This is a genomic window from Rhizobium sp. N324, assembly GCF_001664485.1.
GTDB lineage: Bacteria > Pseudomonadota > Alphaproteobacteria > Rhizobiales > Rhizobiaceae > Rhizobium.
Window position 1 is genome coordinate 1,375,774 of record NZ_CP013630.1, and the last position, 22,590, is coordinate 1,398,363.

Annotated in this window: 26 protein-coding genes; 18 read left to right on the top strand and 8 right to left on the bottom strand. The window is 62.8% G+C overall.

Annotated features, from left to right (window positions below; translation table 11 throughout):
* The first annotated feature begins 40 nt into the window (after positions 1–40).
* The 9 genes from AMK05_RS06590 (at position 41) to AMK05_RS06630 (ending at position 7,392) form a co-directional block, all read left to right on the top strand.
* Complete coding sequence (locus AMK05_RS06590; RefSeq protein ID WP_049734444.1) at positions 41–256, top strand: hypothetical protein; 216 nt, start codon at positions 41–43, stop codon at positions 254–256.
* Positions 257–371: 115 nt separating this feature from the next.
* Positions 372–2,735: a putative monovalent cation/H+ antiporter subunit A gene (locus tag AMK05_RS06595; protein WP_064837646.1), complete on the top strand. Its 2,364-nt coding sequence runs from the start codon at positions 372–374 to the stop codon at positions 2,733–2,735.
* On the top strand, positions 2,735–3,175 hold the full coding sequence (locus AMK05_RS06600) for a Na(+)/H(+) antiporter subunit B (protein ID WP_064837648.1): 441 nt from the start codon (positions 2,735–2,737) through the stop codon (positions 3,173–3,175). The genes AMK05_RS06595 and AMK05_RS06600 overlap by 1 nt, the downstream gene beginning before the upstream one ends.
* The gene (locus tag AMK05_RS06605) at positions 3,175–3,552 is read left to right on the top strand and encodes a Na+/H+ antiporter subunit C (RefSeq protein ID WP_064837650.1); all 378 of its coding nucleotides are present in this window, start codon (positions 3,175–3,177) and stop codon (positions 3,550–3,552) included. The genes AMK05_RS06600 and AMK05_RS06605 overlap by 1 nt, the downstream gene beginning before the upstream one ends.
* 264 nt (positions 3,553–3,816) lie before the next feature.
* Positions 3,817–5,370 (top strand): Na+/H+ antiporter subunit D, encoded by a 1,554-nt coding sequence (locus AMK05_RS06610; protein ID WP_064837652.1) that lies wholly within the window; start codon positions 3,817–3,819, stop codon positions 5,368–5,370.
* Complete coding sequence (locus AMK05_RS06615; protein WP_064837654.1) at positions 5,367–5,840, top strand: Na+/H+ antiporter subunit E; 474 nt, start codon at positions 5,367–5,369, stop codon at positions 5,838–5,840. The genes AMK05_RS06610 and AMK05_RS06615 overlap by 4 nt, the downstream gene beginning before the upstream one ends.
* On the top strand, positions 5,837–6,190 hold the full coding sequence (locus tag AMK05_RS06620; protein WP_064837656.1) for a cation:proton antiporter: 354 nt from the start codon (positions 5,837–5,839) through the stop codon (positions 6,188–6,190). Before AMK05_RS06615 ends, AMK05_RS06620 begins: the two co-directional genes overlap by 4 nt.
* A complete protein-coding gene (gene mnhG, locus AMK05_RS06625; protein ID WP_064837658.1) occupies positions 6,187–6,519 on the top strand; it encodes a monovalent cation/H(+) antiporter subunit G in 333 nt (110 codons plus the stop codon). The genes AMK05_RS06620 and mnhG overlap by 4 nt, the downstream gene beginning before the upstream one ends.
* Before the next feature lie 441 nt (positions 6,520–6,960).
* Positions 6,961–7,392: a MucR family transcriptional regulator gene (locus AMK05_RS06630; protein ID WP_003569414.1), complete on the top strand. Its 432-nt coding sequence runs from the start codon at positions 6,961–6,963 to the stop codon at positions 7,390–7,392.
* 231 nt (positions 7,393–7,623) lie between these two features.
* On the opposite strand, the gene AMK05_RS06635 is transcribed toward AMK05_RS06630, so the two are convergent.
* A complete protein-coding gene (locus tag AMK05_RS06635; RefSeq protein WP_064837660.1) occupies positions 7,624–8,046 on the bottom strand; it encodes a SufE family protein in 423 nt (140 codons plus the stop codon).
* Between the two features lie 271 nt (positions 8,047–8,317).
* The gene (locus AMK05_RS06640) at positions 8,318–8,812 is read right to left on the bottom strand and encodes a DUF5330 domain-containing protein (RefSeq protein WP_064837662.1); all 495 of its coding nucleotides are present in this window, start codon (positions 8,810–8,812) and stop codon (positions 8,318–8,320) included.
* A gap of 452 nt (positions 8,813–9,264) precedes the next feature.
* On the opposite strand from AMK05_RS06640, the gene AMK05_RS06645 reads away from it, so the two are divergent.
* The 3 genes from AMK05_RS06645 to AMK05_RS06655 all read left to right on the top strand — a co-directional run bounded on the left by AMK05_RS06645 (position 9,265) and on the right by AMK05_RS06655 (position 12,209).
* Positions 9,265–10,806, top strand: a complete 1,542-nt coding sequence (locus tag AMK05_RS06645; RefSeq protein WP_064837664.1) for a sensor histidine kinase — start codon at positions 9,265–9,267, stop codon at positions 10,804–10,806.
* The gene (locus AMK05_RS06650; RefSeq protein ID WP_064837666.1) at positions 10,778–11,701 is read left to right on the top strand and encodes a peptidoglycan-binding domain-containing protein; all 924 of its coding nucleotides are present in this window, start codon (positions 10,778–10,780) and stop codon (positions 11,699–11,701) included. The genes AMK05_RS06645 and AMK05_RS06650 overlap by 29 nt, the downstream gene beginning before the upstream one ends.
* Positions 11,702–11,864: 163 nt before the next feature.
* The gene (locus AMK05_RS06655; RefSeq protein ID WP_064837669.1) at positions 11,865–12,209 is read left to right on the top strand and encodes a DUF1491 family protein; all 345 of its coding nucleotides are present in this window, start codon (positions 11,865–11,867) and stop codon (positions 12,207–12,209) included.
* A gap of 32 nt (positions 12,210–12,241) precedes the next feature.
* On the opposite strand, the gene AMK05_RS06660 is transcribed toward AMK05_RS06655, so the two are convergent.
* The gene (locus AMK05_RS06660; protein WP_082935628.1) at positions 12,242–13,291 is read right to left on the bottom strand and encodes a DUF2336 domain-containing protein; all 1,050 of its coding nucleotides are present in this window, start codon (positions 13,289–13,291) and stop codon (positions 12,242–12,244) included.
* 249 nt (positions 13,292–13,540) lie between these two features.
* Positions 13,541–13,747 carry a hypothetical protein gene (locus AMK05_RS06665; protein ID WP_003578078.1) on the bottom strand — a complete coding sequence of 69 codons (207 nt, stop codon included), beginning with the start codon at positions 13,745–13,747 and terminating at the stop codon, positions 13,541–13,543.
* Positions 13,748–14,287: 540 nt separating this feature from the next.
* Between AMK05_RS06665 and AMK05_RS35110 the strand changes: the two genes are divergently transcribed.
* A complete protein-coding gene (locus AMK05_RS35110) occupies positions 14,288–14,455 on the top strand; it encodes a hypothetical protein (RefSeq protein ID WP_171899753.1) in 168 nt (55 codons plus the stop codon).
* A 13-nt stretch (positions 14,456–14,468) separates the two neighbouring features.
* Here the strand turns inward: AMK05_RS35110 and AMK05_RS06670 are convergent, their stop codons facing one another.
* The 3 genes from AMK05_RS06670 to AMK05_RS06680 form a co-directional block, all read right to left on the bottom strand.
* On the bottom strand, positions 14,469–15,017 hold the full coding sequence (locus tag AMK05_RS06670) for a DUF1254 domain-containing protein (RefSeq protein WP_064837673.1): 549 nt from the start codon (positions 15,015–15,017) through the stop codon (positions 14,469–14,471).
* Positions 15,010–15,597, bottom strand: coding sequence for a DUF1214 domain-containing protein (locus AMK05_RS06675; protein ID WP_064837675.1), 588 nt, complete (start codon positions 15,595–15,597; stop codon positions 15,010–15,012). Before AMK05_RS06675 ends, AMK05_RS06670 begins: the two co-directional genes overlap by 8 nt.
* A 331-nt stretch (positions 15,598–15,928) precedes the next feature.
* Positions 15,929–18,115, bottom strand: coding sequence for a transglycosylase domain-containing protein (locus tag AMK05_RS06680; RefSeq protein ID WP_064837678.1), 2,187 nt, complete (start codon positions 18,113–18,115; stop codon positions 15,929–15,931).
* 217 nt (positions 18,116–18,332) lie between these two features.
* On the opposite strand from AMK05_RS06680, the gene AMK05_RS06685 reads away from it, so the two are divergent.
* From AMK05_RS06685 to AMK05_RS06700, 4 genes are all read left to right on the top strand, one after another.
* Positions 18,333–18,809: a YcgN family cysteine cluster protein gene (locus tag AMK05_RS06685; protein ID WP_064837680.1), complete on the top strand. Its 477-nt coding sequence runs from the start codon at positions 18,333–18,335 to the stop codon at positions 18,807–18,809.
* 226 nt (positions 18,810–19,035) lie between these two features.
* Positions 19,036–20,019 (top strand): TerC family protein, encoded by a 984-nt coding sequence (locus AMK05_RS06690; protein WP_064837682.1) that lies wholly within the window; start codon positions 19,036–19,038, stop codon positions 20,017–20,019.
* Between the two features lie 43 nt (positions 20,020–20,062).
* Positions 20,063–20,365 (top strand): hypothetical protein, encoded by a 303-nt coding sequence (locus tag AMK05_RS06695; RefSeq protein ID WP_064837684.1) that lies wholly within the window; start codon positions 20,063–20,065, stop codon positions 20,363–20,365.
* A 25-nt stretch (positions 20,366–20,390) separates the two neighbouring features.
* Entirely contained in the window at positions 20,391–21,017 is a 627-nt protein-coding gene (locus AMK05_RS06700; protein ID WP_064841298.1) for an exopolysaccharide biosynthesis protein, read from the top strand.
* On the opposite strand, the gene AMK05_RS06705 is transcribed toward AMK05_RS06700, so the two are convergent.
* Complete coding sequence (locus AMK05_RS06705) at positions 21,014–21,583, bottom strand: TetR family transcriptional regulator (RefSeq protein WP_064837686.1); 570 nt, start codon at positions 21,581–21,583, stop codon at positions 21,014–21,016. The genes AMK05_RS06700 and AMK05_RS06705 overlap by 4 nt on opposite strands.
* Positions 21,584–21,671: 88 nt before the next feature.
* Between AMK05_RS06705 and AMK05_RS06710 the strand changes: the two genes are divergently transcribed.
* Entirely contained in the window at positions 21,672–22,586 is a 915-nt protein-coding gene (locus tag AMK05_RS06710; protein ID WP_064837688.1) for an SDR family oxidoreductase, read from the top strand.
* Positions 22,587–22,590 lie beyond the last annotated feature (4 nt).

Sequence of the window (22,590 nt, forward strand, 5' to 3'; positions counted from 1 at the left end):
TTCTGTTAGGGTTAATGTTACGTGTATTGGGGAATCACTGGTGTTTGAAGCAGCAATCGTCCTGCTCTACGGCCTCGTAGCCGCAGCCGCCATGGCGGTCACGCTCCTGGAGGGCTGGGCCAACCATGACGGCTTGACGTTCCATCGTCTGGCCGGGCTTTTTGCCTGCCTGCTGTGGCCGCTGACGCTTGTGGTCTTTATCCTGCACGGCTGCGTCGTCCGGCTGCTGACGCGTCTTTCCCGATCTGCCGCCTGATTACGTCGAACATCGCCGGCGGCCGAAATCGCTTGAGACGCCCTCCCGTTTCGCCTAAGTCAGAAGACAGCCCGGTTTTCGCTGGTGCTTCGTTTATCGCTGTTGGGGAGGAGACATGGCCGATGTCACGGCTCTGACATTTCTGGCCCTGTGTCTGCCGCTTGCCGGCGCTCTTGCTGCTCCCTTCATGATCCGGATCTTCGGCGCCAACGGTGCCTGGCTCCTGGCGATCGCCCCCTTGCTCGCCTTCCTGCATTTCCTGCGCTTCGTGCCGGTTGTTGCCAGCGGCAAAGTCGTTACCGGCGGTTATGCCTGGGTGCCGAGCTACAATCTGTCCTTCTCCTGGTTCCTCGACGGCCTGTCGCTCGCTTTCGCGCTGCTGATCACCGGCATCGGCACGCTGATCGTGCTTTTTGCCGGCGGCTATCTCAAGGGACATAAGGATCAGGGGCGCTTCTTCGCGTTTATTTTCCTCTTCATGGGCGCCATGCTCGGCGTCGTCGTTTCCGACAGTTTCCTGATGCTCTTCGTCTTCTGGGAACTGACGTCGATCACCTCCTTCCTGCTGATCGGCTTCGATCACGAGCGCGAGGCGGCTCGCCGCGCCGCCTTGCAGGCGCTTGTCGTGACCGGCGGGGGAGGGCTCTGCCTGCTGGCCGGCCTGCTGCTGCTCTGGAATGTCTCGGGCGTCACGCAGCTGTCGCAGCTTATGGGGTTTGGCGATGTTGTGCGCGAAAGCCCGTTCTATCTCGCTGCCCTCATCCTTATTCTGGCCGGCGCCTTCACCAAGTCGGCGCAGTTTCCCTTCCACTTCTGGCTGCCGAACGCCATGGAGGCGCCGACGCCGGTGTCGGCCTATCTGCATTCGGCCACCATGGTGAAGGCCGGCGTCTATCTGCTGATGCGGCTCAATCCGGTGATGGGGGCAACAGCCGCCTGGGAAATCCTTCTGCCCTTCTTCGGCGGGCTGACGCTGGTGGTCGGCACCACGCTTGCCATTCGCCAGACCGACCTGAAGCTCAAGCTCGCCTATACCACTGTCTCTTCGCTCGGCCTGCTCGTCATGCTGATCGGCTTCGGCTCGGAGCATGCGGTGGCGGCGGCCTCCCTGTATCTGGTGGCGCATTGCCTCTTCAAGGGTGCGCTGTTCATGGTCGCCGGCATCATCGATCATGAAACCGGCACACGCGATATCACCCGCCTCGGCGGCCTGGGGCGGGCGATGCCGCTGACATGGGTCATCGCACTTGCGGCGGCTTTCTCCATGGCCGGCCTGCTGCCCTTCTTCGGCTTCGTCGCCAAGGAGGAGATCTATACGGCACTCGCCGGGGCCGATGTCCGCGCGCTCACCTTCACCGCCATCACCGTCTTCGGCAATGCGCTGATGTTCGCCGTCGCTTTCGCGGTGGGGCTGAAACCTTTTGTCGGCCGGCCGGTGAAGACGCCGCAACATCCGCACGAAGCGCCCGTCCTGCTCTGGCTCGGCCCGGCGGTCCTCGCCGCCCTCGGCCTGGTGGCGGCGCTGTTTTCGACCTTCACTCACACGGTCCTGTCGTCGCCGATCGCAGCTGCTGTCCGCCAGACGCCTGTTGAAATCGACGTCTCGCTGGCGCTGCATCCAGGCGTGCCCTTGGCGCTCTCCGCTTTGACGGCGCTGCTCGGCATCGGCGTCTATTGGCAACTCGCCCGCGCCCGTGCGGTGATGGCCATCTTCCTGCGCGCGGCCGGGCGCGGCCCGGATCACGGTTTCGACCTGGCCGTATCGGGGCTTGTGCGCTTGGCCGGCCGCCTCATGCGCGTCCTCCAGCCAGGGCGGCTGCAGATCTATATCACCGGCACATTCCTCTCGGTTGCCGCCATCCTCGTCATTCCCCCGATCGTCTATGGCGAACTGCCGCAGCTTCCCGCCTGGCCCTCCGATGTCAGGCTCCATGAATGGGCGGTCCTGTCGATCGCCGCCGTCGGCCTTGCCGCCGTGCTCGTCGCCCGCGACCGGCTGACGGCGATCGTCTCGCTCGGCATTCAGGGTTTTGCCGTTGCCATCATTTTCCTGCTGTTCGGCGCGCCGGATCTCTCCTTCACCCAGTTCATGGTCGAAACCCTGGCGGTGGTCATTCTCGCGTTGGTTATGACCAGGCTCCGGCTCTCGCCGGCCGATCGGCGCCCGCTCGGCCGCAGGCTGTTCGACGGCGCACTTGCGCTTGTCTGCGGCCTCGGCTTCACGCTTCTGCTGCTGCGGGCAACGCAGGCGCCGTTCAACGATGCGCTGACGGTGTTCTTCAACGCCTATTCCAAGTCGATCGCTCACGGCGCCAACGTCGTCAACGTCATCATCGTCGATTTCCGCGGCACCGACACGCTCGGCGAAATCGCAGTCGTCGCGGTCACCGGCCTTGCCATCCTGGCGCTGATCCGCATCCGCGCCGGTACCGAGCGCCGGCTTGCCGCCAACGATCCCGTGGTGGAGACAGGGGGCTGATGAATACCCTGATCTTTCGCACCGTCGCCCCGTTCCTCACCGCGCTGATGCTGCTTTTTTCCGTCTTCGTGCTGCTGCGCGGCCACAACGAGCCGGGCGGCGGCTTCATCGGCGGGCTGATCGCCGCCTCGGGACTGGCGATTTACGGCATCGCCCTCGGCGTTGCCGCCGTTCGCCGCGCGCTGTTTTTCCATCCGCTGTCGATCGCCGGTTTCGGCCTGCTGCTGTCGACGCTATCAGGTCTTCTGTCCATCTTCTTTGCCGTTCCCTTCATGACCGGCCTCTGGGTCTATCCGAACCTCTTCGGTCTCGAAGTGCCGCTGTCCAGCGTCATGCTCTTTGATCTCGGCGTCTATCTCGTCGTGCTCGGTGCCATTGCCTCGATCGCCCTGACATTGGAAGAAAAGGAAGTGACATTGGAAGAAAAGGAGGTGGAGTGATGGAGCCGCTTCTGGCGATCCTCGTCGGCCTGTTCTTCGCCGCCGCCATCTATCTGATGCTGTCGAAATTCACCATTCGCATCATGCTCGGCATCGCCATCCTCGGCAATGCCGTCAACCTGCTGCTCTTTACATCAGGCCGGCTGACGCGCGAGGTGCCGCCGATCATCCCGGCCGGTCTCGACGCCTTGCCCGCCGGCACCGCCAACCCGCTGCCGCAGGCGCTCATCCTGACGGCGATCGTCATCTCCTTCTCCTTTCTCGCCTTCCTGCTGGTGCTGACCTACCGCGCCTATCAGGACCTCGGCACCGACGACACCAGCGAAATGCGCGCCGCCGAACCCGACAACCGGCCGCTGCCGCCATTGGGGTATTGAGGATGGAGATGCGGAGCTTGGTTGAAGCGCTGTCGGCTGCTTCCCTCTTCTCCCCAGCGGGGAGAAGGTGCCCGTTAGGGCGGATGAGGGGGGCGAGGAGCAATAGCGACGAGCGTCCGAAGCTCAAGCGAAGGGCAGTATTTTCGGCACAACGAAGGATAGCCCATACCGTGCGGCCCCCCTCATCCGACCCTTCGGGCCATCTTCTCCCTGCTGGGGAGAAGAGGGAGCAAGCCTCGCCGACCGGAAAAGAAACCTGATCGCATGGCCGCTGCCACCTCCACCATCGATCTCTCCGCCGCCCTGGTCACCGCCCCGGTGCCGATCGGCCATTGGTTCGCCATCCTGCCTGTCGCTCACTGCATCACGCTCGGCGCCGTCCTGTTGATGCTGCGCGCTCATCTCCGCCTGCAGGCCTGGCTCGCCATCTCGGGCCTTGCGATGCTGGCGCTGATCGATGCGGCGCTGCTTGCCAAAGTCGCAGCCGAAGGCCCGCTCACCATGGTCATGGGGCGCTGGCTGCCGCCCTTCGGCATCGCCTTCACCGTCGACCTCTTCGGAGCGCTGATGGCCTTCACATCAGCCCTTGTGGCGCTCGCCGCCGGCATCTATGCGCTGGCCGATATCGGCGAAAGCGGCCGCCGATATGGTTTCTTTCCGCTGCTCATGCTGCTGATGGCCGGCGTGACGGGCGCCTTTCTCACAGGCGATGTCTTCAATCTCTATGTCTGGTTCGAGGTGCTGCTGATCTCCTCCTTCGGGCTGATCATCCTCGGCTCCGAACGCCAGCAGATCGACGGCGCGCTGAAATATGCGGTGCTGAACCTCATCGCCACGACGCTGTTCCTGATCGGCGTCGGCATCCTCTATGCCGTCTTCGGCACGCTCAACATGGCCGACATCGCGGCAAGGTCGAGGGATTTGCGGGCCACGGCGCCGCTGATGACGCTGGCAAGCCTCTTCCTGCTCGCCTTCGCCATGAAGGCGGCAGCCTTCCCGGTCAATTTCTGGCTGCCTGCTTCCTATCACACGCCGCGCATCGTGGTCTCGGCACTGTTTGCCGGCCTGCTTACCAAGGTCGGCATCTACGCGCTGATCCGGGTGGTGGTCATGCTGCTGCCGGTGGAGCGCCAGGAATTGAGCCCGCTGATCGCGCTTGCCGCCGCCGCGACCATCCTGGTCGGCGCGCTCGGCGCACTTGCCGAAAACGATATTCGCAGGCTGTTCGGTTATGTCGTCATATCGGGCATCGGCAATATGCTCGCCGGCGTGGCGCTTGGCAGCCCCGGCGGCGGCATCAGCGGCGCGGTCTTCTATGCGCTCCATTCCATGGTGCTGATGACGGCGCTTTACCTTGCCGCCGGCGAGATCGCCCGTCGCGGCGGCGGCTTTTTATTGTCGGGCCTCGGCGGCCTCTATCGGCAAAGCGGCGGCTTCACCGCGCTCTCCCTCGTGCTTTTCCTTGCCGCCTGCGGCCTGCCGCCCTTTTCCGGATTCTGGCCGAAAGTCATTCTGGTCAAGGCCTCGCTCGATAGCGGCGCCTGGTGGCTGGCGGCCGTCATCCTCGTCGGCGGTTTTCTGACGACGATCGCCTTCGGCCGGCTGTTTCTGCTCGCCTATTGGCGCCCGGCGCCGACAGCCGCGATGCCGTCGGCAGCCGTCTGGCGCACCGGCCTGCCGCTGGCCGCGCTGACGGCGCTGATCGTCGGCTTCGGCATCCTGCCGGAACGGCTGCTGGCGCTGTCGCAAGCCGCCGCCGCCGGTCTTGCCGATCCGCAGGCCTATCTCCATTCGGTCTTTCCTGGAGGCGCGCAATGATCGCCTTCCTCTTCAACCTGCTGCTCGCCATTGCCTGGGTCGCGGTCACCGGCAGCGCCTCGCTGCACAATCTCGTCTTCGGCTTCCTGCTTGCCGCCCTTTCGCTCGCCGTCATCCGCGAACCCTTCGGCGGCAAGGGATATCTGCGCCGCGTCTGCCTGGTGCTGTCGCTCGCCTTCCTGTTCCTGAAGGAATTGTCGCTGTCGGCCTGGAAGGTGACGCTGACCATCCTCTCGCCGGATATGAAGCTGAAGCCCGGCATCTTCGCCTTCCCGCTGACGGTGACGAGCGACTTCGAGATCACTTTGCTCGCAAACCTCATCACCCTCACACCCGGCACGCTTTCGGTCGATGTTTCCACGGATCGCCGCACGCTCTATGTCCACGCGCTCGATTGTTCCGATCCCAAGACGAGCAAGCGTGACATCGCCAATGGTTTCGAACGCAAGATCATGGAGGCTTTCCGGTGATGACCCCTGCCGCCATCGTCGCCGCCGCATCCTCGGCCGCCCTCGTCATCCTCGGCCTGGCGCTGATTCTGACGGTCTGGCGCGTCGTTGCCGGCCCGACATTGCCGGATCGCATCCTCGCTCTCGATATGCTGACCGGCATCGCCATCGGCTTCATCGCCGTCATCGCGGTCAAAACCGGCTTTTCGCTCTATATCGATATCGCCATCTCGCTCGGCCTCGTCGGCTTCCTGGCGACCGTCGCCTTCGCCCGATTCGTGCTGTCGCGCGGCAATAGCAAAACGCCGGCCCCTGCATCTCCGGAAAAGGCCGGCGCCAAAAGGCGCCATGCGGGAGGGAAGAAACGATGATGGATTATATCCTGGCTGCCGTCACCGCTTTGCTGCTGATATCAGGTGCGCTCTTTGCTCTTTCGGCAGCGGTCGGCCTGCTCAGGCTGCCCGATCTCTATACGCGCATGCACGCGGCCTCGAAGGTCGGGACGGTCGCCTCCGGCCTGCTGCTCCTTGCCGCCGGCCTCTATTCGCAGGATCTGGCGATTCTCGCCCGCGCCATTGCCGGCTTCGTCTTCCTGTTACTGACGGCGCCGGTCTCCGCCCATCTGCTGGCCAGAGCCGCCCACCTTTCGGGATATGCGCTCGGTGCCGTCTCGGTCCGCGACGATATGGGCGAGCGCTGAGCCCCGTGCTATTTCGCTGCTTTACCAGATTTATGCAAAACTTATGCACAGGAAGATGTGAGTAAAGCTTGCTTCTGAGCGCCTTAATTCTTCATCTGTCATTTTTTCTCAAGAAAAACGACAAATAATAATTGGCCTTTCGACCAAACGATGGTATTTGAAAATGCAAGTAGAGTTCTGATTGTGAATCGCAATCGTACTGCTTCCAAGTCCCTCAGTTTTGATTTTTTATGTCTAAACTGAGGCCATCGCCTGGGGCATGACGTAGTGGTTTGCAGGCAGGCAGTATAAGAACAGGTCTCGCTCTTCGGAATCTAGGGGTGGATTTCGCGTTTTTCGAAACAGAAGGTCGCTTCCGGTGCTTTTGCTGTTCGCTTCTACGAGGCGGGTCTTTGACGTAACAGTCAAAGGCCGTTTGAGCATGCTAACAGGAGAAAAAATATGACGGAAATGGCGACCGGCAATGCGCCGGAGCTGCTTGTGGAACTGACAGCCGACATCGTCGCGGCTTATGTCAGCAACCATGTTGTCCCGGTCAGCGACCTGGCAAATCTGATTTCCGACGTGCATTCGGCACTCAGCAACACGTCCGTACCGCAGCCTGCTGCGGCCATCGTCGAAAAACAGAAGCCTGCAGTCTCTGTCCGCAAGTCCGTTCAGGACGAGCAGATCACGTGTCTGGAATGCGGCGGCAACTTCAAGTCCCTCAAGCGTCACCTGATGACGCATCACTCTCTCTCGCCGGAAGAATACCGCGAGAAGTGGGACCTGCCGACCGACTACCCGATGGTAGCGCCCGCCTATGCCGAAGCGCGTTCGCGCCTGGCAAAGGAAATGGGCCTGGGTCAGCGCCGCAAGCGCGGCCGCGGCTGAGCTTTTTCGAAAGCCACCAACGACAAAAGCCGGGTCTTGTGCCCGGCTTTTCTGTCTGTGTTTGCGGCAGGGCCTCTGCTCTATGCTTTCCCGGCCGCCGTAGAATGTATTCCTATACTATGAGCAAGTGTTAATGTACTGATTCGCGGACAGCGGCGCTTGCCGAATCGCTGCGCACGGCATCTCTCAAAGCCCAACAAACGCCAATGCATGTCGCCCGGAACTGCGCGTTCAGGCCGCGGCGCGGAGCTTTGCTTCTTCGCGGATTCTGTTGACCATCGATCGCAGACCATTCGAACGCTGTGATGACAGGTTCTCCACCAGGCCGATCTTCGAGAAAATCTCGAAGGCATCGAGCCCGGCGATTTCGGACGCCGTCTTGCCGGAATAGGTGGCTAGCACGATGGCGACCAGGCCGCGCACGATATGGGCGTCGGAATCGCCCTCGAAACTCATCACCGGATTGTCGGGATCGCCTGTCGTATGCGTCACCAGCCAGACCTGGCTGGCGCAGCCCATCACCTTGTTTTCGCTGGTACGCTTCTCCTCGGCGAGTTCAGGCAGCGCCTTGCCGAGTTCGATGACATAGCGGTAGCGGTCTTCCCAATCGTCCAGGAAGGCGAAGTCGTCGATGATCTGGTCGAGGGATGCCATGGGAAAGCCTTTCAATCTTAAGACTGCATATAGGTGAAAGACCGGCGGATTTGAACCGTTAAAGCGCGTCGCGTCGAACAGCATTCCTGCGACAGGCTTTGTTTCCTTGTTTCTGCATGTCGTTATCCCTCCCGATGACAGGCATAAAAAAGAAACGCCGTGAGGGATGGGCATCCTCACGGCGCAGCAACATGCTGAAGTAAACAGGGCAGGCACGTCAGGCATGGGGCATTTCCGCGTCATGCGGACCACCGATGCAAGGTCGAAAAATTCAGATTGCCGGCTTCGGCGTCGGCAGCGGGATCGCGCCGGTGACAACAGTTTCAGTGGAGGCGTCATCCTCGACCGGCGGGCGGTAAGGCATCGGCTGGTTCAGCGCGGCCTTTGCCTCGCGCACCTTTTCCTGGATGGCGGGCGCTGCCGGCGAAGGCATGGCGAGAGCCACCGGCGTCTGCGGTTCGGCATGCCTTGCGGTCGCCGGCGCCTCGTCCTTGAACTGGCTGTCGAGCAGTTCATAGGCGACGCGGGCGCCTTCGCGGGCACGGTAGCCGAGTGCGGTGACGGTTTCGGCACCCTTGACGCAGACCTCGGGCTTCTCGGAGCACATGCCGGTGAGATAATCATAGGCGCCGCTTGCCGCCGTAAAGGCGTCGGAAAGCTGCAATTGCGGGCCGTTGGCGAGCTTGTCGGAACCCTCCGTGCTGAAGACGGAAAGAAGCACGAGCACAAGGCCAAACCAGAAGGATCCTTTGATCAGAAACCACATTGTCGTTGCCCATCCTGTTTTCCCGTCCGGTTCTTGTCGCCGAATCAGGCCGGTTGTCCGGTGTGTTTTCACCCTACCGCCAAGTTGCGAATGCCGCTTTTCGAAACTCACGCGCATTTGCGGCAAATTTAGTTCAAATTTTAGCGAACGGTATTTGACCGGCCTTTTAGTCGAATGCGAGCGATCGCCGTTAAGCATCAGGGCAGCACCGCGCTGCAATTGCAGGGCTTTTGCCGGCTCGCCTTGCCACAGGAGTTAACGCAATGCTGAAATATGAGGAATATCCGTCGCTTACCCGCTATTAACCACAAAAGGCAAAGAGCCTTTCAGATGCTTCAAAACGGGATTTTCGGCCCTTTCCGGCTGTGAACAGCGCTTTTGCCTTATCCTTTCTTTAAGTCGCCGGGGCCTATTGTCCGGATCGACAGACAGCCTTTTTGGGCGGGTATTGCGTGCGAGTATTGAGTAACATTGGCGGCTGGGTGACGGCGCTCGTAGACCGGGCGGCGACAAGCTGGCTCTCCCGGACGGGCGGCGGTGAAGCCGTGCGCCAGCGCGAGCTCGCGATCCTGCGCCGCCTCGTGCTGCTCTCCTCGGCCGCTCTTGTTGTTGCGCCCATCGGCCTTTCGGCGGTCACCAGTCCGGCCGTCGCCTTGCCGGCGGGTGTCGCCATGGTCTGCGCCGCCTTTCTCTTTTCCGCCGTCGGCAGCATCGCGCTCGCCCGTCAGGGCTCGTCGGCCGGTATCGCGACGCAGTCGGCCGAGGATTTCTTCCTTGCCGCCACCCCGGGCCTGGTCTTCTTCCTCGACCCGCATGGCAGTGTGGCGACGATCGGCGGCCGCGACCGGCGCGATTTTCTCGCTTGGATGCGCGATCCCAAGGGCAGGGGTTTCCTGGAGCAGGTGCATGTCTCCGACCGCATTCTTTTCCTGCAGGCGCTCGATAGCCTGCGCCGGGGAGAGGATGCGGAGTGCGTCGATCTGCGCATCGACCGCCCCTCGGTCGCGCGCGATCAACGCCAGTTCGCCTATCTTAGAATGGACATGACCGCCCGGCGCGACGCCGACGGAGAGCTTGCCGCCGTCATTGCCCAGCTGTGCGATGTCTCCGTCGAGCAGCAGCTGCGGGCCGAAGCCCAGAACCGCGTCGCCGATGCCGAATCGGCAAACGACGCCAAATCGCGCTTCCTCGCCGCCGTCAGCCATGAGCTGCGCACGCCGCTGAACGCCATTCTCGGTTTTTCCGATATCCTGATCGGTGAATATTTCGGCAAGTTCGAAAACGACCGCCAGCGCGAATATGTCGGCCTCGTGCGCGAATCCGGCGCGCATCTCCTGTCGGTCGTCAACACCATGCTCGACATGAGCAAGATCGAAGCCGGCCGTTACGAGCTGATCCTCGAAGCCTTCGATATTTCAAGCTCGGTCAAATCCTGCGAATCGATGCTGGCATTGCAGGCCAAGACCAAGGGGCTGACGCTGACGAGCCGGATCCAGCGCGGCCTCGGCGAGATCGTCGCCGATCAGCGCGCCATCCAGCAGATCCTCATCAATCTCGTCGGCAATGCGATAAAGTTCACCGAAGCCGGCGGCGTCGTCTCGGTCGATGCGGCGGCGCGCGACGGCATCCTCAAGCTGACGGTCAGCGACACCGGCATCGGCATTGCGGCCGACAAGCTGGCATTGCTCGGCCAGCCCTTCGTCCAGATCCAGAACGATTATACCCGCCGCTTCGAAGGCACCGGCCTCGGTCTCTCCCTGGTCAAGGGGCTGGTGGCGCTGCATGGCGGGCATTTCGCCATCGCCAGCCAGCCGGGTGAAGGCACGATCATCACCATCGAGATCGCGGTGGACGGCTCGGGCGCCGCGTGCGCCGAAGACGCCGGTCATGCCGCGACTGTCGAGTTTCCGCCGCGGCTGAAGGGCGCGGTTCACACGGGTGCAGAATTGGGGGAGGGGCGTTTCGATGGCCGCGCGCAAGCGAAAATCGCCTAAGGGAAAAAGGGGACGGCAGCAGCCGGGCCTCCTGATGTCGGGTGCCGCCGCCCTCGGCGGCCTCAGCCTGCAGGGCGCATCCGTGCTCGGCGGCGTCATCGGTCGCAATCCCTCGGTTGCCGGCGGCACGATCGCCTTCGTCGTCATCTTCTCCTTCGTCGCCGCCAATGCCCTCTGGTATCAGCCGGGCCTGCACCCGCACCCGATTTTCCGCACCCGCGATCCGCAGTCTCCCAATGTGCTCGGCGCCCGCCGCCCGGCCGAGGAGCAGCAGGGCGACGTCACTACCTTCCGCATCGAACGGCCGGAGGATGGCGCGACCACCACCAACGCGACGCCGGCGCCCGCCGCGCCCGGCCAGCAGCCGAGCCAGCTTGTCATGGACATCCAGCAGCAGCTGGTGCGCCGCGGCCTCTATAACGGTATGCCCGACGGCATCATCGGCCCGCGCACCAGTGCCGCCATCCTCTTCTTCGAGGAAACCGTCGGCATGGCCCAGACCGGCGATCCGACGCCGGAGGTGCTGGCGGCGCTGAAGACCGATGCATCAGGCCCTTCGACCGTACCCGTGGAAAAGCCGCCCGAGGATGTGAGTTCGAAGGCGGCGGAGGAAGACCCGGTGGCGGCAGCGATCCGCAGCGCCGAAAAGACCGTGAAAACCGCTCCGTCAGCCGCAAAGCAGGTGCCGTCGAGCGAAATCACCAATGTCGACCTGGTGCTGAAGATCCAGAAGGGCCTTTCCAACATGGCCTATGCCAATGTCGGCGTCGACGGCGTCGCCGGCGAACAGACCCGCGCGGCCATCCGCCATTTCCAGAAGCATTACAACCTGCCCGAAAACGGCGAGCCGACCCAGGCGGTGCTGAAAAAACTCAAGGAAATCGGCGCAATTTAGCCGAAAGCCTGTCGCGCAAAAGTGCGTAGCGCTTTTCCCCGGCACAGCGCGCAGCGCCTTAGAAACACCCTACGATAACCGGAAACCCTAGCAGCCTGGCGATGTCGGCTGGAACACCGCCAATCGCATTGCCGCCGGCGGCAGCCCGGTCTATACCGCGCCGATGAGATTACGCGCCGACATCTTCGTTTCCGCCCTCCTGCGCCGCGTCTTCGCCAGCGGCGATTTTGCCGCCGTCGAGAAGAAGGGGGCGGAGGAGGCGGGCGCGATCTTCATCCGCCAGCATTTTCGCGACGGCCTGGAAACCCTTTATGCGCCGGCGCCGCAGACCGCCTTCGGCGAGGGGGAGGCGGGCGGCCGCCTGTTCGAAATCCGCCTGTCGCGCAGCGAGCCGGAGGCGGTGCGCGCCATGCTGGAGCGTGAACGCCGCTTCGACCCCGATCTCTGGATCGTCGAGCTCGAGGCGGAGGAACTGGGAGATATGATCCCGCTTGCGCGGGATGGCTGAGGACGGCGCTCCCGGTCTTAGCCGGATTGGTCTTAGCGGGATCGCCGGCCCAGGATGCGCATGTCGCGCGGCGCCGGCGCCTGATTGAGGAAGCGGTGGTTCGGCGTTTCCTGAGGGACGGGCGCATTGGCCGCCTCGGGCTTGTAAGTGTAGCGATCGGCGCGGCGCCAGGCTTCCACCCTCTCGTGGCACTCTTCCGGGTCGAGCTGGTCGAGCACCATCCAGCCGCGCGTGACATTGTGCTGCTGTTCGGCAAGATGCGGATAGAGCTTCTCCAGCACGAAGACGGCGTCGAGAAAGCCCATGCCGAGGCTCGTCAACGTCGTCGCGAGCTGCTGGCCGGAAAGATCGAGCATGATGCGCTCGGCAAGCCAGCGGCTGGCCGACAGCGCATCGGCAAGCGCGGTTGCGAAATGCGTCGCCTCGCGCGAGCGGGCGAAGCGCACCAGCAGCGCCTCCTGAATATCGGTGAGCGTGCGCAGGCCAAGCCTGTCCTCGTCGGCCCGGCCGAGATGGCCGGCAAGACCGAGAATACGCTCGCGCAGCGCCTCTTCATTGGCAACCCGCTGTTCCTGCAGCGCATCCGCCTCGTTGGTTTCTCCTGGCGCCGGCGACAGCGACACCGTCTGGGATTCCGTGATGGGCGCCGATGCGGCGGCCGAGCGCGGCTGGCTCTGGCGCAGCGCCACCAGCGCATCGATGACCTTCGGCGAGAGTGAATCGCGGCTGACGATCGCCTTGACATGCGCTGCGCCCTGCATGCGCGCGATGGTGATCAGCGTATCGTCGGCGATGGCCTTGGAGGCGGCAAGAAAAGGGGCGGCGATCTCGATCGGCTGGTTGCCGATGAACAATGCCACGGCCGCCGGCATGTTTTCGCATTGGGAGAGCGCCGCGACCGCCTGGCGCTTGGCCTCGTCGGAGGATGCCTGGAAGAGCGGCATGAAAAGCTCGGCAAATTGGCGCAGTTCGGACCGTGTCGGATGAGACAGGTTCTCGAAACTGCTGACGGTCGCCATCAATACCACGTCCTTTTTCCTGACGGCCAATGGGCCCTCTAGGTCTCGAAACCGGTCACGCACAAGAACACCCCGAAAACGCCGAACCAAGGGGAACCACGGGCCGATATGCACTGGCGGAACGCATGCCGGGCCACATGGTTTATGAACAAATCCTACACCGACAGGGTTAATGCATGCTGAAGATTTTATTAAAATGTAGCAGAAATATACACGCGGCGCGTGTTGCCGCGTGATTGGCCGGCAATATAAAAGTCTTGTTGGAAAAGGCCCCTGCAACGATTGCACATTGCTGGCGTGATGGGGAAAGGTTCAGGCGGCCTTGCGATCGCGTAGCGCGTCCAGCAGCTTTTCGCGGCTGTCGTGGCCGGCCTGGTAGAGGTCGAGTGCTGCCGACGCTGCATACTGCGCCTCGACGCTCTTGATGTCGACGCGCCGTTCCGCGCACCAGGCATCGAGCGCACCGCGCAGCACATCGAGATCGTCAGGCGAGAAAGATGAATTCACCAGCAAAGACACCGCTAGCCTCCGCATTCCGGCAAGAGCTTGAATATCCGCGGTCGACCGGGCTCGGAAATCAGCGATCGACTGGGAGTAAACATACGCGCATCCGAGGTGGTCGCAATTAAATATTTTCATGAAGCATTTTTGCAACATCGCCGCTTTCCCCGCGAGTAGGCTTGCAGCATTCATGCCAACTATATGAATTGTTTTTAAATTTATACATCGGCGCCCCGTCGCGGCTTTGCGCGGGCGGCGTGAAACCAAATCAACTCTTTGCGCGTTACAGAGGAAGTGACGTGAACTGTGTTTGGCTTTCGCCGAATATTAGTAAACTGTTAACTGTCATCTGTCTCAATTCGGATGGGAACGACGCGATTTGAGTGTTTGGATCGTTGAAACTCCTGGTCACGGTATTTCAATCAGGTGCCGTGGGAAAGGCGTGAATGCCCTCGGTCCGGTCACTCCGCCACCGCAGGACGCGCCGGCTCGCACATTAGCGGGCAGGGTGAAATCCATCGCAAGTTCATCCGTCTCGGGCAGTGCATGGAGACGAGAATGGCAATTGTAGTCGCATTGGCGGATCGGCAGCCGCGGGCGCCGCGCCGCTTGGACAAAGAGCCCCGCGAAGCCAAGATCCTATGGTTCACCGGCGTCCGCTACGAGCGGCTGGCCGAGAGCCCCAGGCATGGCCCGGCGCCAGCGCCGCGCGTCAAAAAGAAGTAACGTCCGTTCAACTTCAGCGGGCGCTGAATTGCTCGCAGCCGGCTTCCGTCAGGAAGTTTCGCGCCGCCTCATCAAAACTTGTCTGCGGCGCCAGCGTCCGCAGCACGGCATAACCGTCCGGCCGCGCCATCTCCACCAGGATCGCCTGCTGCAATTCCTGCGGCAAGTTCTTGCGCAGGTCGGTCAGCTGGATCGGACCGCCGGCCAAGACGTCGAGCGCGCCGCCGACCGAAGTCCGGTCGTTCATGCTGAAGACCTCGTTGGAGGCGCTGTCATAGATCGCGATCGACCAGAACGGCACCTTGCCCTTGGCGGTGAAATGCACCGGTGCATCCTCGACGTCGAACGAGCAGACGGCGGTGCGCACGAAGGGATCGCCATTGGCGAGGCCCGCCTCGTCATACTGCCTGCCAAGCAGCGTGAAATTGTTGAGGTCGCCCTCCGCCGCCACGCGGGTCGCTGCATCCTTGCCGGTAAAATGCGGCAGCGACAGGATGATGACGAGGTGCAGCAGCGCTGCGCCGAAAAGGCCGGTCAGGATGGCGAAGAAGATTCTAAGCATTGCCGCATCCGGTCTTGGTGAGCTTCGGCATGGCGAGGTCGATCACCCCGGAGCTGCCGGCGGTCGGTGTATCGAACAGCGTCAGCACCAGCCGGAAGGTGCCGGCCTCCGGCAAGGCCAGCCAGTTGCCCGGCTGCGCCGCGGCCGAGATCTCGATGGAGAAGCTGCTATCCGGCTGGCGCAGCACCGTCCAGGAATTGAGCGCGGCGGGATGCCCGGTTTTTACCGCCGCCGGATTGCCGCTATTGTCGGCGGTAAAGAGGGTCCAGAGCCGGGCAGGCGGCGTTTGTCCGCTGATGCGGTAGCGGCAGCCGGCATTCAGCCGCGCGCCATCGTCGTCGACGCTTGCCGTGAAGGTGAGCCCCTCGGCGCTGCCGTAAAGCAGCTTGCCGGCGCGCGCCCGGTGCGACTTGGCGTAAGGATCGGCATCGACCGTCTGCAGCGCCGGAAAGGCCTCCCAGGCGCCGAGCTTGATCCCCCCGAAACCCTGTGTCGCATCCAGCGCATACAGCGAAATCATGATCCCGCCGCCGAAGGCGACGATCAGCGTGACCAGGATGAAGAGGGGGAATCGAAACACGTCAAGACCTTGGAAACCATATCGGGTGAAAGGGTTACCACTGATTCTGGCAGGGTGGAATGCCGTGCGGCGACATGAGCGCTGATCTGTCCGGTTAACGGCGAAGGCTGCCCCTCACCCTAACCCTCTCCCCGTTTTACGGGGAGAGGGGACGTGCCCTGCGCGAGGTCGATGGGAACGGATAGGTCGCCGCATATCCCCTTCGCCCCGTTTACGGGGGTCCGAAGGACGGGTCGAGACCCGTGGCTCGACCCCGGGCGGTGCCGGCGGGCGGATGAGGGGCGGGTCTCGCCGATCTCCCGGGCATCGTTCGACGCCATCCACCCAGAAACTACTCCGCGCTCGCCACCTTCGCTGGCGCAAGCGGAGCGGCATTTTTCAGCTTTTTGCCGAGATCTTTCAGGACATTGGTCGATTGCACCGAGAGCATGCGCGGCCGGATGAGCTGCGGCAATCCGTCCTGCGGTTTGGCGACGACGGTCTTGGCGACGTCCTTTTCGGAGGGCAGGGGGTTTTCGACGCCGGGAATGGCGCGCAGCGTCACGCCCTGATGGGCATAGTCCATGGCGCGCTTGAAGGTCATCGCCGGCAGCGAGCCGCCGGTCATCTCGTTGGTCGAGGTGTAGTCGTCATTGCCGAACCAGACGGCGCAGGTGTAGTTGCCGGTGAAGCCGACGAACCAGGCGTCGCGATAGGCCTGGGTGGTGCCGGTCTTGCCGGCGGTCAAAACGCCGTTGTCGAGAGCCGCCTTGCGCGCCGTGCCGACATAGGGCACGCGCGACAGCATCTGGTTCATATAGGCGTCGGCCTGTTCCGACAGCACGCGTTTGGCCGCCGGCTCGTCGCGGTCGAAATCGTAGAGCACATCCCCCTCGTAATCGAGGATCTGGCTGATGCCGTGGCGGCGCGACTGGTAGCCGCCGGCCGGAAAGGTGGCATAGGCCGTCGCCTGGTCGAGCACCGTCACCTCGGAGGTGCCGATCGGAATGGTGACGTCGTCGCGGATCGGCGTTTCGACGCCGAGGTTCTTCGCCATCGCCCGGATCGGCTGGATACCGAGCTTCTCCTTGGCGAGCCGGACCGGCACGGTGTTGATCGACTGGGCGATCGCAGTCTCGAGCGTGATGCGGCCGACATAGCGGTTGGCATAATTGTGCGGGCTCCAGTTGCCCCAGGAGATCGGCGCGTCGACGATCGTCGTCTGCGGCGTCATTCCGCTCTCCATCGCCAAGGCATAGGTATAGACCTTGAAGGAGGAGCCCGGCTGGCGCAGCGCCCGGGTGGCGCGGTTGAACTGGCTCTCGCCGTAATCCCGCCCGCCGACCATGGCGCGCACGGCGCCGCCGTTCTCGATCATCACCATGGCGCCCTGCTTGGCGTGATAGGCCTCGCCATATTCGCGCAGCGACGTCTCGACCGAATCCTCCGCTGCCTGCTGGATGCCCATGTCGATCGTTGTGCGCACGATCAGCGAATGCTGGTGGAAGCGCGGCGAAAGCCGCTGCACCTCGTCGAAAGCCCAGTCGAGGAAGAAATCCGGCGATTCCACCTCATTGCGGTCGACGACGGTCGCCGGATTGCGCCTTGCGGCGATCACCTGACCCTCGGTCATCAGCCCGCTCTGTACCAGATTGGTCAGCACCTCGTTGGCGCGCGCACGGGCCGCGGGCAGGTTGACATGCGGCGCATATTTCGCCGGCGCCTTGAACAGGCCGGCGAGCATGGCGGATTCGGCGAGATTCACATCGGTGATGTTCTTGCCGAAATAGAACTGCGCCGCCGCGGCTGCACCAAACGTGCCGCCGCCCATATAGGCGCGGTCGAGATAGGTGGAGAGGATTTCCTTCTTGGAAAGGTTGGCCTCGAGCCAAAGCGCCAGGAACGCCTCGGTGACCTTGCGGTCGATCGAGCGTTCGTTGGACAGGAACAGGTTCTTGGCGAGCTGCTGGGTGAGCGTCGAGCCGCCCTGCACGACTTCGCCGGCCTGGGCGTTGGTGACCATGGCGCGGAACAGGCCGATGACGTCGATGCCGAAATGGTCGAAGAAGCGCCGGTCTTCGGTGGCGAGCACCGATTTGATCAGCGAATCCGGCAGCTCGTCGATCGGCACGGAATTCTGGTGGATGACGCCGCGATGGCCGATGACGTTGCCGTAGCGGTCGGTGAAGGTGACGGCGAAATCGCCGCGGTTGCGCCAGTCCTCCTTGGTCGCCTCGAAGGCGGGCTGGGCAAGCAGCAGCATCAGCACGGAGCCGGCCGCCCCGAGCGTCAGCCCTTCGCCGGCAAGTTCGAAGACCATGCGTTTCCAGCCGCGCACGCGGAAGCGGCGGAAGAAGATGGTGATGTCTTCCCAGATTTCAGCGGCGCGGAAGCCGGCGTTCCACACGGTCGAATCGATCCAGGAGTCGATGCGCAGCAGAATGTGACGGCTCTTCGCCAGACGTTTGCCCGCCGTACCGTTCGCCGCTTTTCCCGGCTCGTTTTCCGAGCCGCTTTCTGGGTTGTCCGGGTCCTGCACGTCCTGTATTCCCGCTTGATCGCACTTCGGTCATATCCTGCCGCCGGAAGGCGACGAAAGCGCGAGGCCTGCATATGGCCGCAAAGCTCGCCGATACCGGGAGACAGTTCTCCGGTACCAGGAGCATACTGAAGAATTGATTGATTTTGCGGCTGATAACAAGAGAGATGCATGAGGGTCACGCGAATTTGCGGGCCGCTGTTGCAAGAAACGAACGATGAACGATCTGCCCTTCTGGAAGAGCAAGACGCTGGCCGAAATGACCGTCGCCGAGTGGGAAAGCCTCTGCGACGGCTGCGGACTCTGTTGTCTCAACAAGATCGAGGAATGGGATAGCGGCGATATCTATTTCACCTCGGTCCGCTGCAAGCTGCTCGACGGCGAAAGCTGTCGCTGCTCCAGCTACGGGAACCGCTGGGATTTTGTACCCGATTGTGTGCAACTGACCAAGGAGAACGTGCCCGATATCGCCTGGCTGCCGCCCACTTGCGGCTACCGGCTGGTCAATGAGGGCCGCGATCTCTACTGGTGGCACCCGCTCGTCTCCGGCGATCCCGAGACCGTTCATGCCGCCGGCATTTCCGCGCGCGGCCGCACGATCAACGAAAACGAGATCGATATCGACGATCTCGAGGATTACGTCGTCGACTGGCCGCTGACCGTCGGCGAGGCGAAGGACGAGGAGGAAGCCTGAGGCGGCTGGCGCCCTCGGCTTTCGCCTGCGGGGCGAATGACCCATTCGCACGGCCGCGTATCTTCGGCGCAAAACGTAAAATTGGCGCCGGCCGCTGCTTGATTATTGAAAAGTGAGACCCCACTTGCGGCTCAACCCGCTGGTCCGGGCCCCTCTGGCGAGAGCTTCGGCACTCTTGCGATGTCGGACCTCTTCTCCGACAACCAGTGCCGACAGGGGACTCTCCGTGAATCCGTCTTTTTTGTTCGTCGAGTGGCTGGGAACGCCGCTCTGGATGTGGTCGAGCTTTTTCGTCCTCGTCATCGCCATTCTGTCGTTCGACCTCGGTATTCTTCATAAGCAGAACAAGGAAATCGGCGTCGGCGAAAGCGTCAGGCTTTCCGCCCTCTATATCGCGCTCGGTCTCGCCTTCGGCGGTTGGGTATGGTGGTACCTCGGCTCCGAGGCCGGCCTTGCCTATCTGACCGGCTTCGTCGTCGAAAAGACGCTGGCCCTCGACAACGTCTTCGTCATCGCCCTGATCTTCTCCTTCTTTGCCGTGCCGCGCCTCTATCAGCACCGGGTGCTCTTCTGGGGCATTCTCGGCGTCATCGTGCTGCGCGCCATCATGATCGGCGTCGGCGCCACGCTGGTCGCCGAATTCGCCTGGCTTCTCTATATCTTCGCCGCATTCCTGATCGTCACCGGCATCAAGATGCTGTTCGTCAAGGAGGCCGAGCCTGATGTCTCGAAGAACGTCCTCGTCCGCTTCATGCGCAGCCGTTTCAACGTCACCGAGGAACATCACGGCGAACGGTTCTTCGTCAAAAAGGCAAACCCCCGGACGGGAGCGATGACCTGGTTCATCACGCCGCTCTTCATGGCGCTCGTGATGGTCGAAGTGGCCGACGTCATCTTCGCCGTGGATTCGGTCCCCGCGATCTTCGCGATCACCACCGATCCGTTCCTCGTCTATACCTCGAACATCTTCGCGATCCTCGGCCTTCGCGCCCTCTATTTCGCGCTGGCGGCGATGATCCATCGCTTCCGCTATCTGAAGCCCGCGCTTGCCATCGTGCTGATCTTCATCGGCTCGAAGATCTTCGTCGCCGATCTGCTGGGCCTGGAAAAATTCCCGGCTGCGCTGTCGCTGAGCATCACTTTCGCGATCATCGCCGCCGGCGTGGTCTGGAGCCTCCTCAAGACGCGGGATCCGCAGCAGCCCACCTGAGCGGGCTCTGCGAGGAATACGTTAACAAAGGAAGGAAACAGATATGATTTCGGATTTTATCGGCTGGATTTTTGCTCTCCTGGTTGTCGGCCCGCTGCAAGCTGAGATACAGCAACAGGCTGAAAGCGCCCGGCTTCCCGTGGAGATCGTCCGCCAGTCCCAGGCCTGCCTGACATCCCAGGGGCCGCGGCTCATCGAGCGCGCCGCCGGCGACTACGTCTGGGCGGCGGCCACGGTCGTCAGCATAGCGATCGGCCATACCGCGCCGGCAGAACTTCTCGACGGCAGCGATCCGCAATGCGCAGCCCTCGCCAGTGCCCTGAAGGGAGACGGCGAGGGTGCGTGACGGCAACCAGCTGAAAATGGAGCGTGTGATTGATCACGACGGAAATAGACACCCGCCGCGCGGTGTCGCCACTGCGCGGCTTCGGGAGATGCTGGAAATCGCCCGGGTGAAAGGCGGCCTCTCCATCGGCGAGGCTCTGGAGGCGATGGGCCAGACGAGCATCGCCTTCACCATTCTGTTCCTGGCAATCCCGGCGCTGACCCCGATCCCCGGGCCGTTCGGAATGGTTTTCGGCACCGCGCTGGCGCTGGTCTCCCTGCAGATCGTCGCCGGTGGCCGAAAGGTCTGGTTGCCCGCCATCCTCAGGGATCGCCGGGTGTCGCCCGCGGCGCTTGATCTTATCGTGGGTCACGCGGTTCCGGTGATCGCCCGGGTGGAAAAGCTCGTGCGCGCCGGCCGGCTGCAGGCCCTCACCGGTCCGACGGTGCAGGCACTTCTTGGCGTTCCTGTCTTCCTGCTTGCCGTGGTGATCGCGCTGCCGATCCCCTTCGGCAATATTCTGCCGGTGGTCTCGCTGGTCGTGCTGGCCGTAGCCCTGATGGAGCGGGATGGTCTCGTCACCTTGATCGGACTGCTGCTCACATCGGCGACGATCGTCACCACCGTCGCCTCGCTTTATTTTATCAAGGCGATGATCTTCACGGCCTCTTAAGCCGAATGGACGGGGACCGCGGCGAGGAACCGCCGCAGCTCCGTCTCCACATATTCATCCACTCGGCCTTCTGCGCCAAAACCCCACCAGGTGAGCGAGCCCTGCCATTGCGACAGCATCAGCCGGGCGATGGTCTCAGGCGCGCTCGCCGATCCGAAACAGCGTGCGATCGCCGCCGTCAGCGCTTTGCCCCAGGCAGCCCCGCGGGCCCGCAGCACCGGATCACGAAAATCCTCACGAAGCACCAGCAGTCCCTCGCCATAGGCGGCGGCATTGTCGCCGTAATCCTGCGACAGGCCGACGAGCAGCGCGATGGCGCCATCCGGCGTTTTCGCCACGCTGCCGGCAAGCCGTGCCGTTTCCGCATCCAGCCTGTCCCAGGCATAGAGCAGTGCGGCGCGCAGCATCGCCGCCTTCGTCGTAAAGCGCTGCACCAGCGTCGAGCCTGAAAGGCCGCTGGCTTTGGCCACCGCCGCAAAGGTTGCCGCATCCGGCCCCTCGGCCTGGATCAGCGCTAGCACCATGGCGAGAAGCTGTTCATCGGAGAGCGTGCGGCGGCGCGGCATATAATTCCTCTTGCATCTGCCTTATTTGTAAACGATCATTCGTTTATATACAATAGGCGGTTTCGGTTCGATCGGGGAGGATGGAGACATGACAGCGGACTTGCGGGAGAAAGTGGCTTTGGTGGCCGGTGCCACACGCGGCGCCGGCCGCGGCATCGCGGTGGAACTCGGCGCTGCCGGCGCCACCGTCTATGTGACGGGGCGCACGACACGCGCGCAGCAATCCGAATATGCCAGGCCGGAGACGATCGAGGAGACGGCCGAGCTGGTAACGGCTGCGGGCGGCAGGGGTATCGCCGTTCGGGTCGATCATCTCGTCGCGGACGAAGTCGAGGCGCTGGTTGCCCGCATCCGAACGGAGGCCGGCCGGCTCGATATCGTCGTCAACGACATCTGGGGCGGTGAAAAACTGTTCGAATGGGACAAATCCGTGTGGGAGCATTCGCTGGAAAAAGGCCTGCGTATGCTGCGGCTCGGCATCGAGACGCATCTGATCACCGCCCATTATGCGCTGCCGCTGATGATCGAGCGGCCGGGTGGGCTGCTGGTGGAGGTGACCGACGGCACGGCCGACTACAATGCCACGCATTACCGGCTGTCGCCCTTTTACGACCTCGTCAAGACGGGTGTCACCCGCATGGCTTGGGCGCATGCCCAGGATCTGACAAAACACGGCGCCATGGCGGTTTCGATCACGCCCGGCTGGCTGCGCTCCGAAATGATGCTGGATGCCTATGGTGTCAGCGAGGAAGACTGGCGCGAGGCGACCAAGGTGCAGCCGCATTTCGCCATTTCCGAAACGCCGCGCTTCGTCGGCCGGGCGGTGGCCGCCATTGCCGCCGATCCCGACCGCGCCCGCTGGAACGGTCAGTCGCTGTCGAGCGGCGGCCTGGCCAAACTCTATGGCTTCGACGATATCGACGGGTCGCGGCCGGATTGCTGGCGTTACATCGTGGAAGTGCAGGAGCCGGGCAAGCCGGCCGATGTCACCGGCTATCGCTGAGGCT

Coding starts and splice junctions, on each gene's coding strand:
- AMK05_RS06595 (WP_064837646.1), top strand. CDS start 372: ATGGCCGATGTCACGGCTCTGACATTTCTGGCCCTGTGTCTGCCGCTT.
- AMK05_RS06600 (WP_064837648.1), top strand. CDS start 2,735: ATGAATACCCTGATCTTTCGCACCGTCGCCCCGTTCCTCACCGCGCTG.
- AMK05_RS06605 (WP_064837650.1), top strand. CDS start 3,175: ATGGAGCCGCTTCTGGCGATCCTCGTCGGCCTGTTCTTCGCCGCCGCC.
- AMK05_RS06610 (WP_064837652.1), top strand. CDS start 3,817: ATGGCCGCTGCCACCTCCACCATCGATCTCTCCGCCGCCCTGGTCACC.
- AMK05_RS06615 (WP_064837654.1), top strand. CDS start 5,367: ATGATCGCCTTCCTCTTCAACCTGCTGCTCGCCATTGCCTGGGTCGCG.
- mnhG (WP_064837658.1), top strand. CDS start 6,187: ATGATGGATTATATCCTGGCTGCCGTCACCGCTTTGCTGCTGATATCA.
- AMK05_RS06630 (WP_003569414.1), top strand. CDS start 6,961: ATGACGGAAATGGCGACCGGCAATGCGCCGGAGCTGCTTGTGGAACTG.
- AMK05_RS06635 (WP_064837660.1), bottom strand. CDS start 8,046: ATGGCATCCCTCGACCAGATCATCGACGACTTCGCCTTCCTGGACGAT.
- AMK05_RS06640 (WP_064837662.1), bottom strand. CDS start 8,812: ATGTGGTTTCTGATCAAAGGATCCTTCTGGTTTGGCCTTGTGCTCGTG.
- AMK05_RS06650 (WP_064837666.1), top strand. CDS start 10,778: ATGGCCGCGCGCAAGCGAAAATCGCCTAAGGGAAAAAGGGGACGGCAG.
- AMK05_RS06655 (WP_064837669.1), top strand. CDS start 11,865: ATGAGATTACGCGCCGACATCTTCGTTTCCGCCCTCCTGCGCCGCGTC.
- AMK05_RS35110 (WP_171899753.1), top strand. CDS start 14,288: ATGGCAATTGTAGTCGCATTGGCGGATCGGCAGCCGCGGGCGCCGCGC.
- AMK05_RS06670 (WP_064837673.1), bottom strand. CDS start 15,017: ATGCTTAGAATCTTCTTCGCCATCCTGACCGGCCTTTTCGGCGCAGCG.
- AMK05_RS06685 (WP_064837680.1), top strand. CDS start 18,333: ATGAACGATCTGCCCTTCTGGAAGAGCAAGACGCTGGCCGAAATGACC.
- AMK05_RS06695 (WP_064837684.1), top strand. CDS start 20,063: ATGATTTCGGATTTTATCGGCTGGATTTTTGCTCTCCTGGTTGTCGGC.
- AMK05_RS06705 (WP_064837686.1), bottom strand. CDS start 21,583: ATGCCGCGCCGCCGCACGCTCTCCGATGAACAGCTTCTCGCCATGGTG.
- AMK05_RS06710 (WP_064837688.1), top strand. CDS start 21,672: ATGACAGCGGACTTGCGGGAGAAAGTGGCTTTGGTGGCCGGTGCCACA.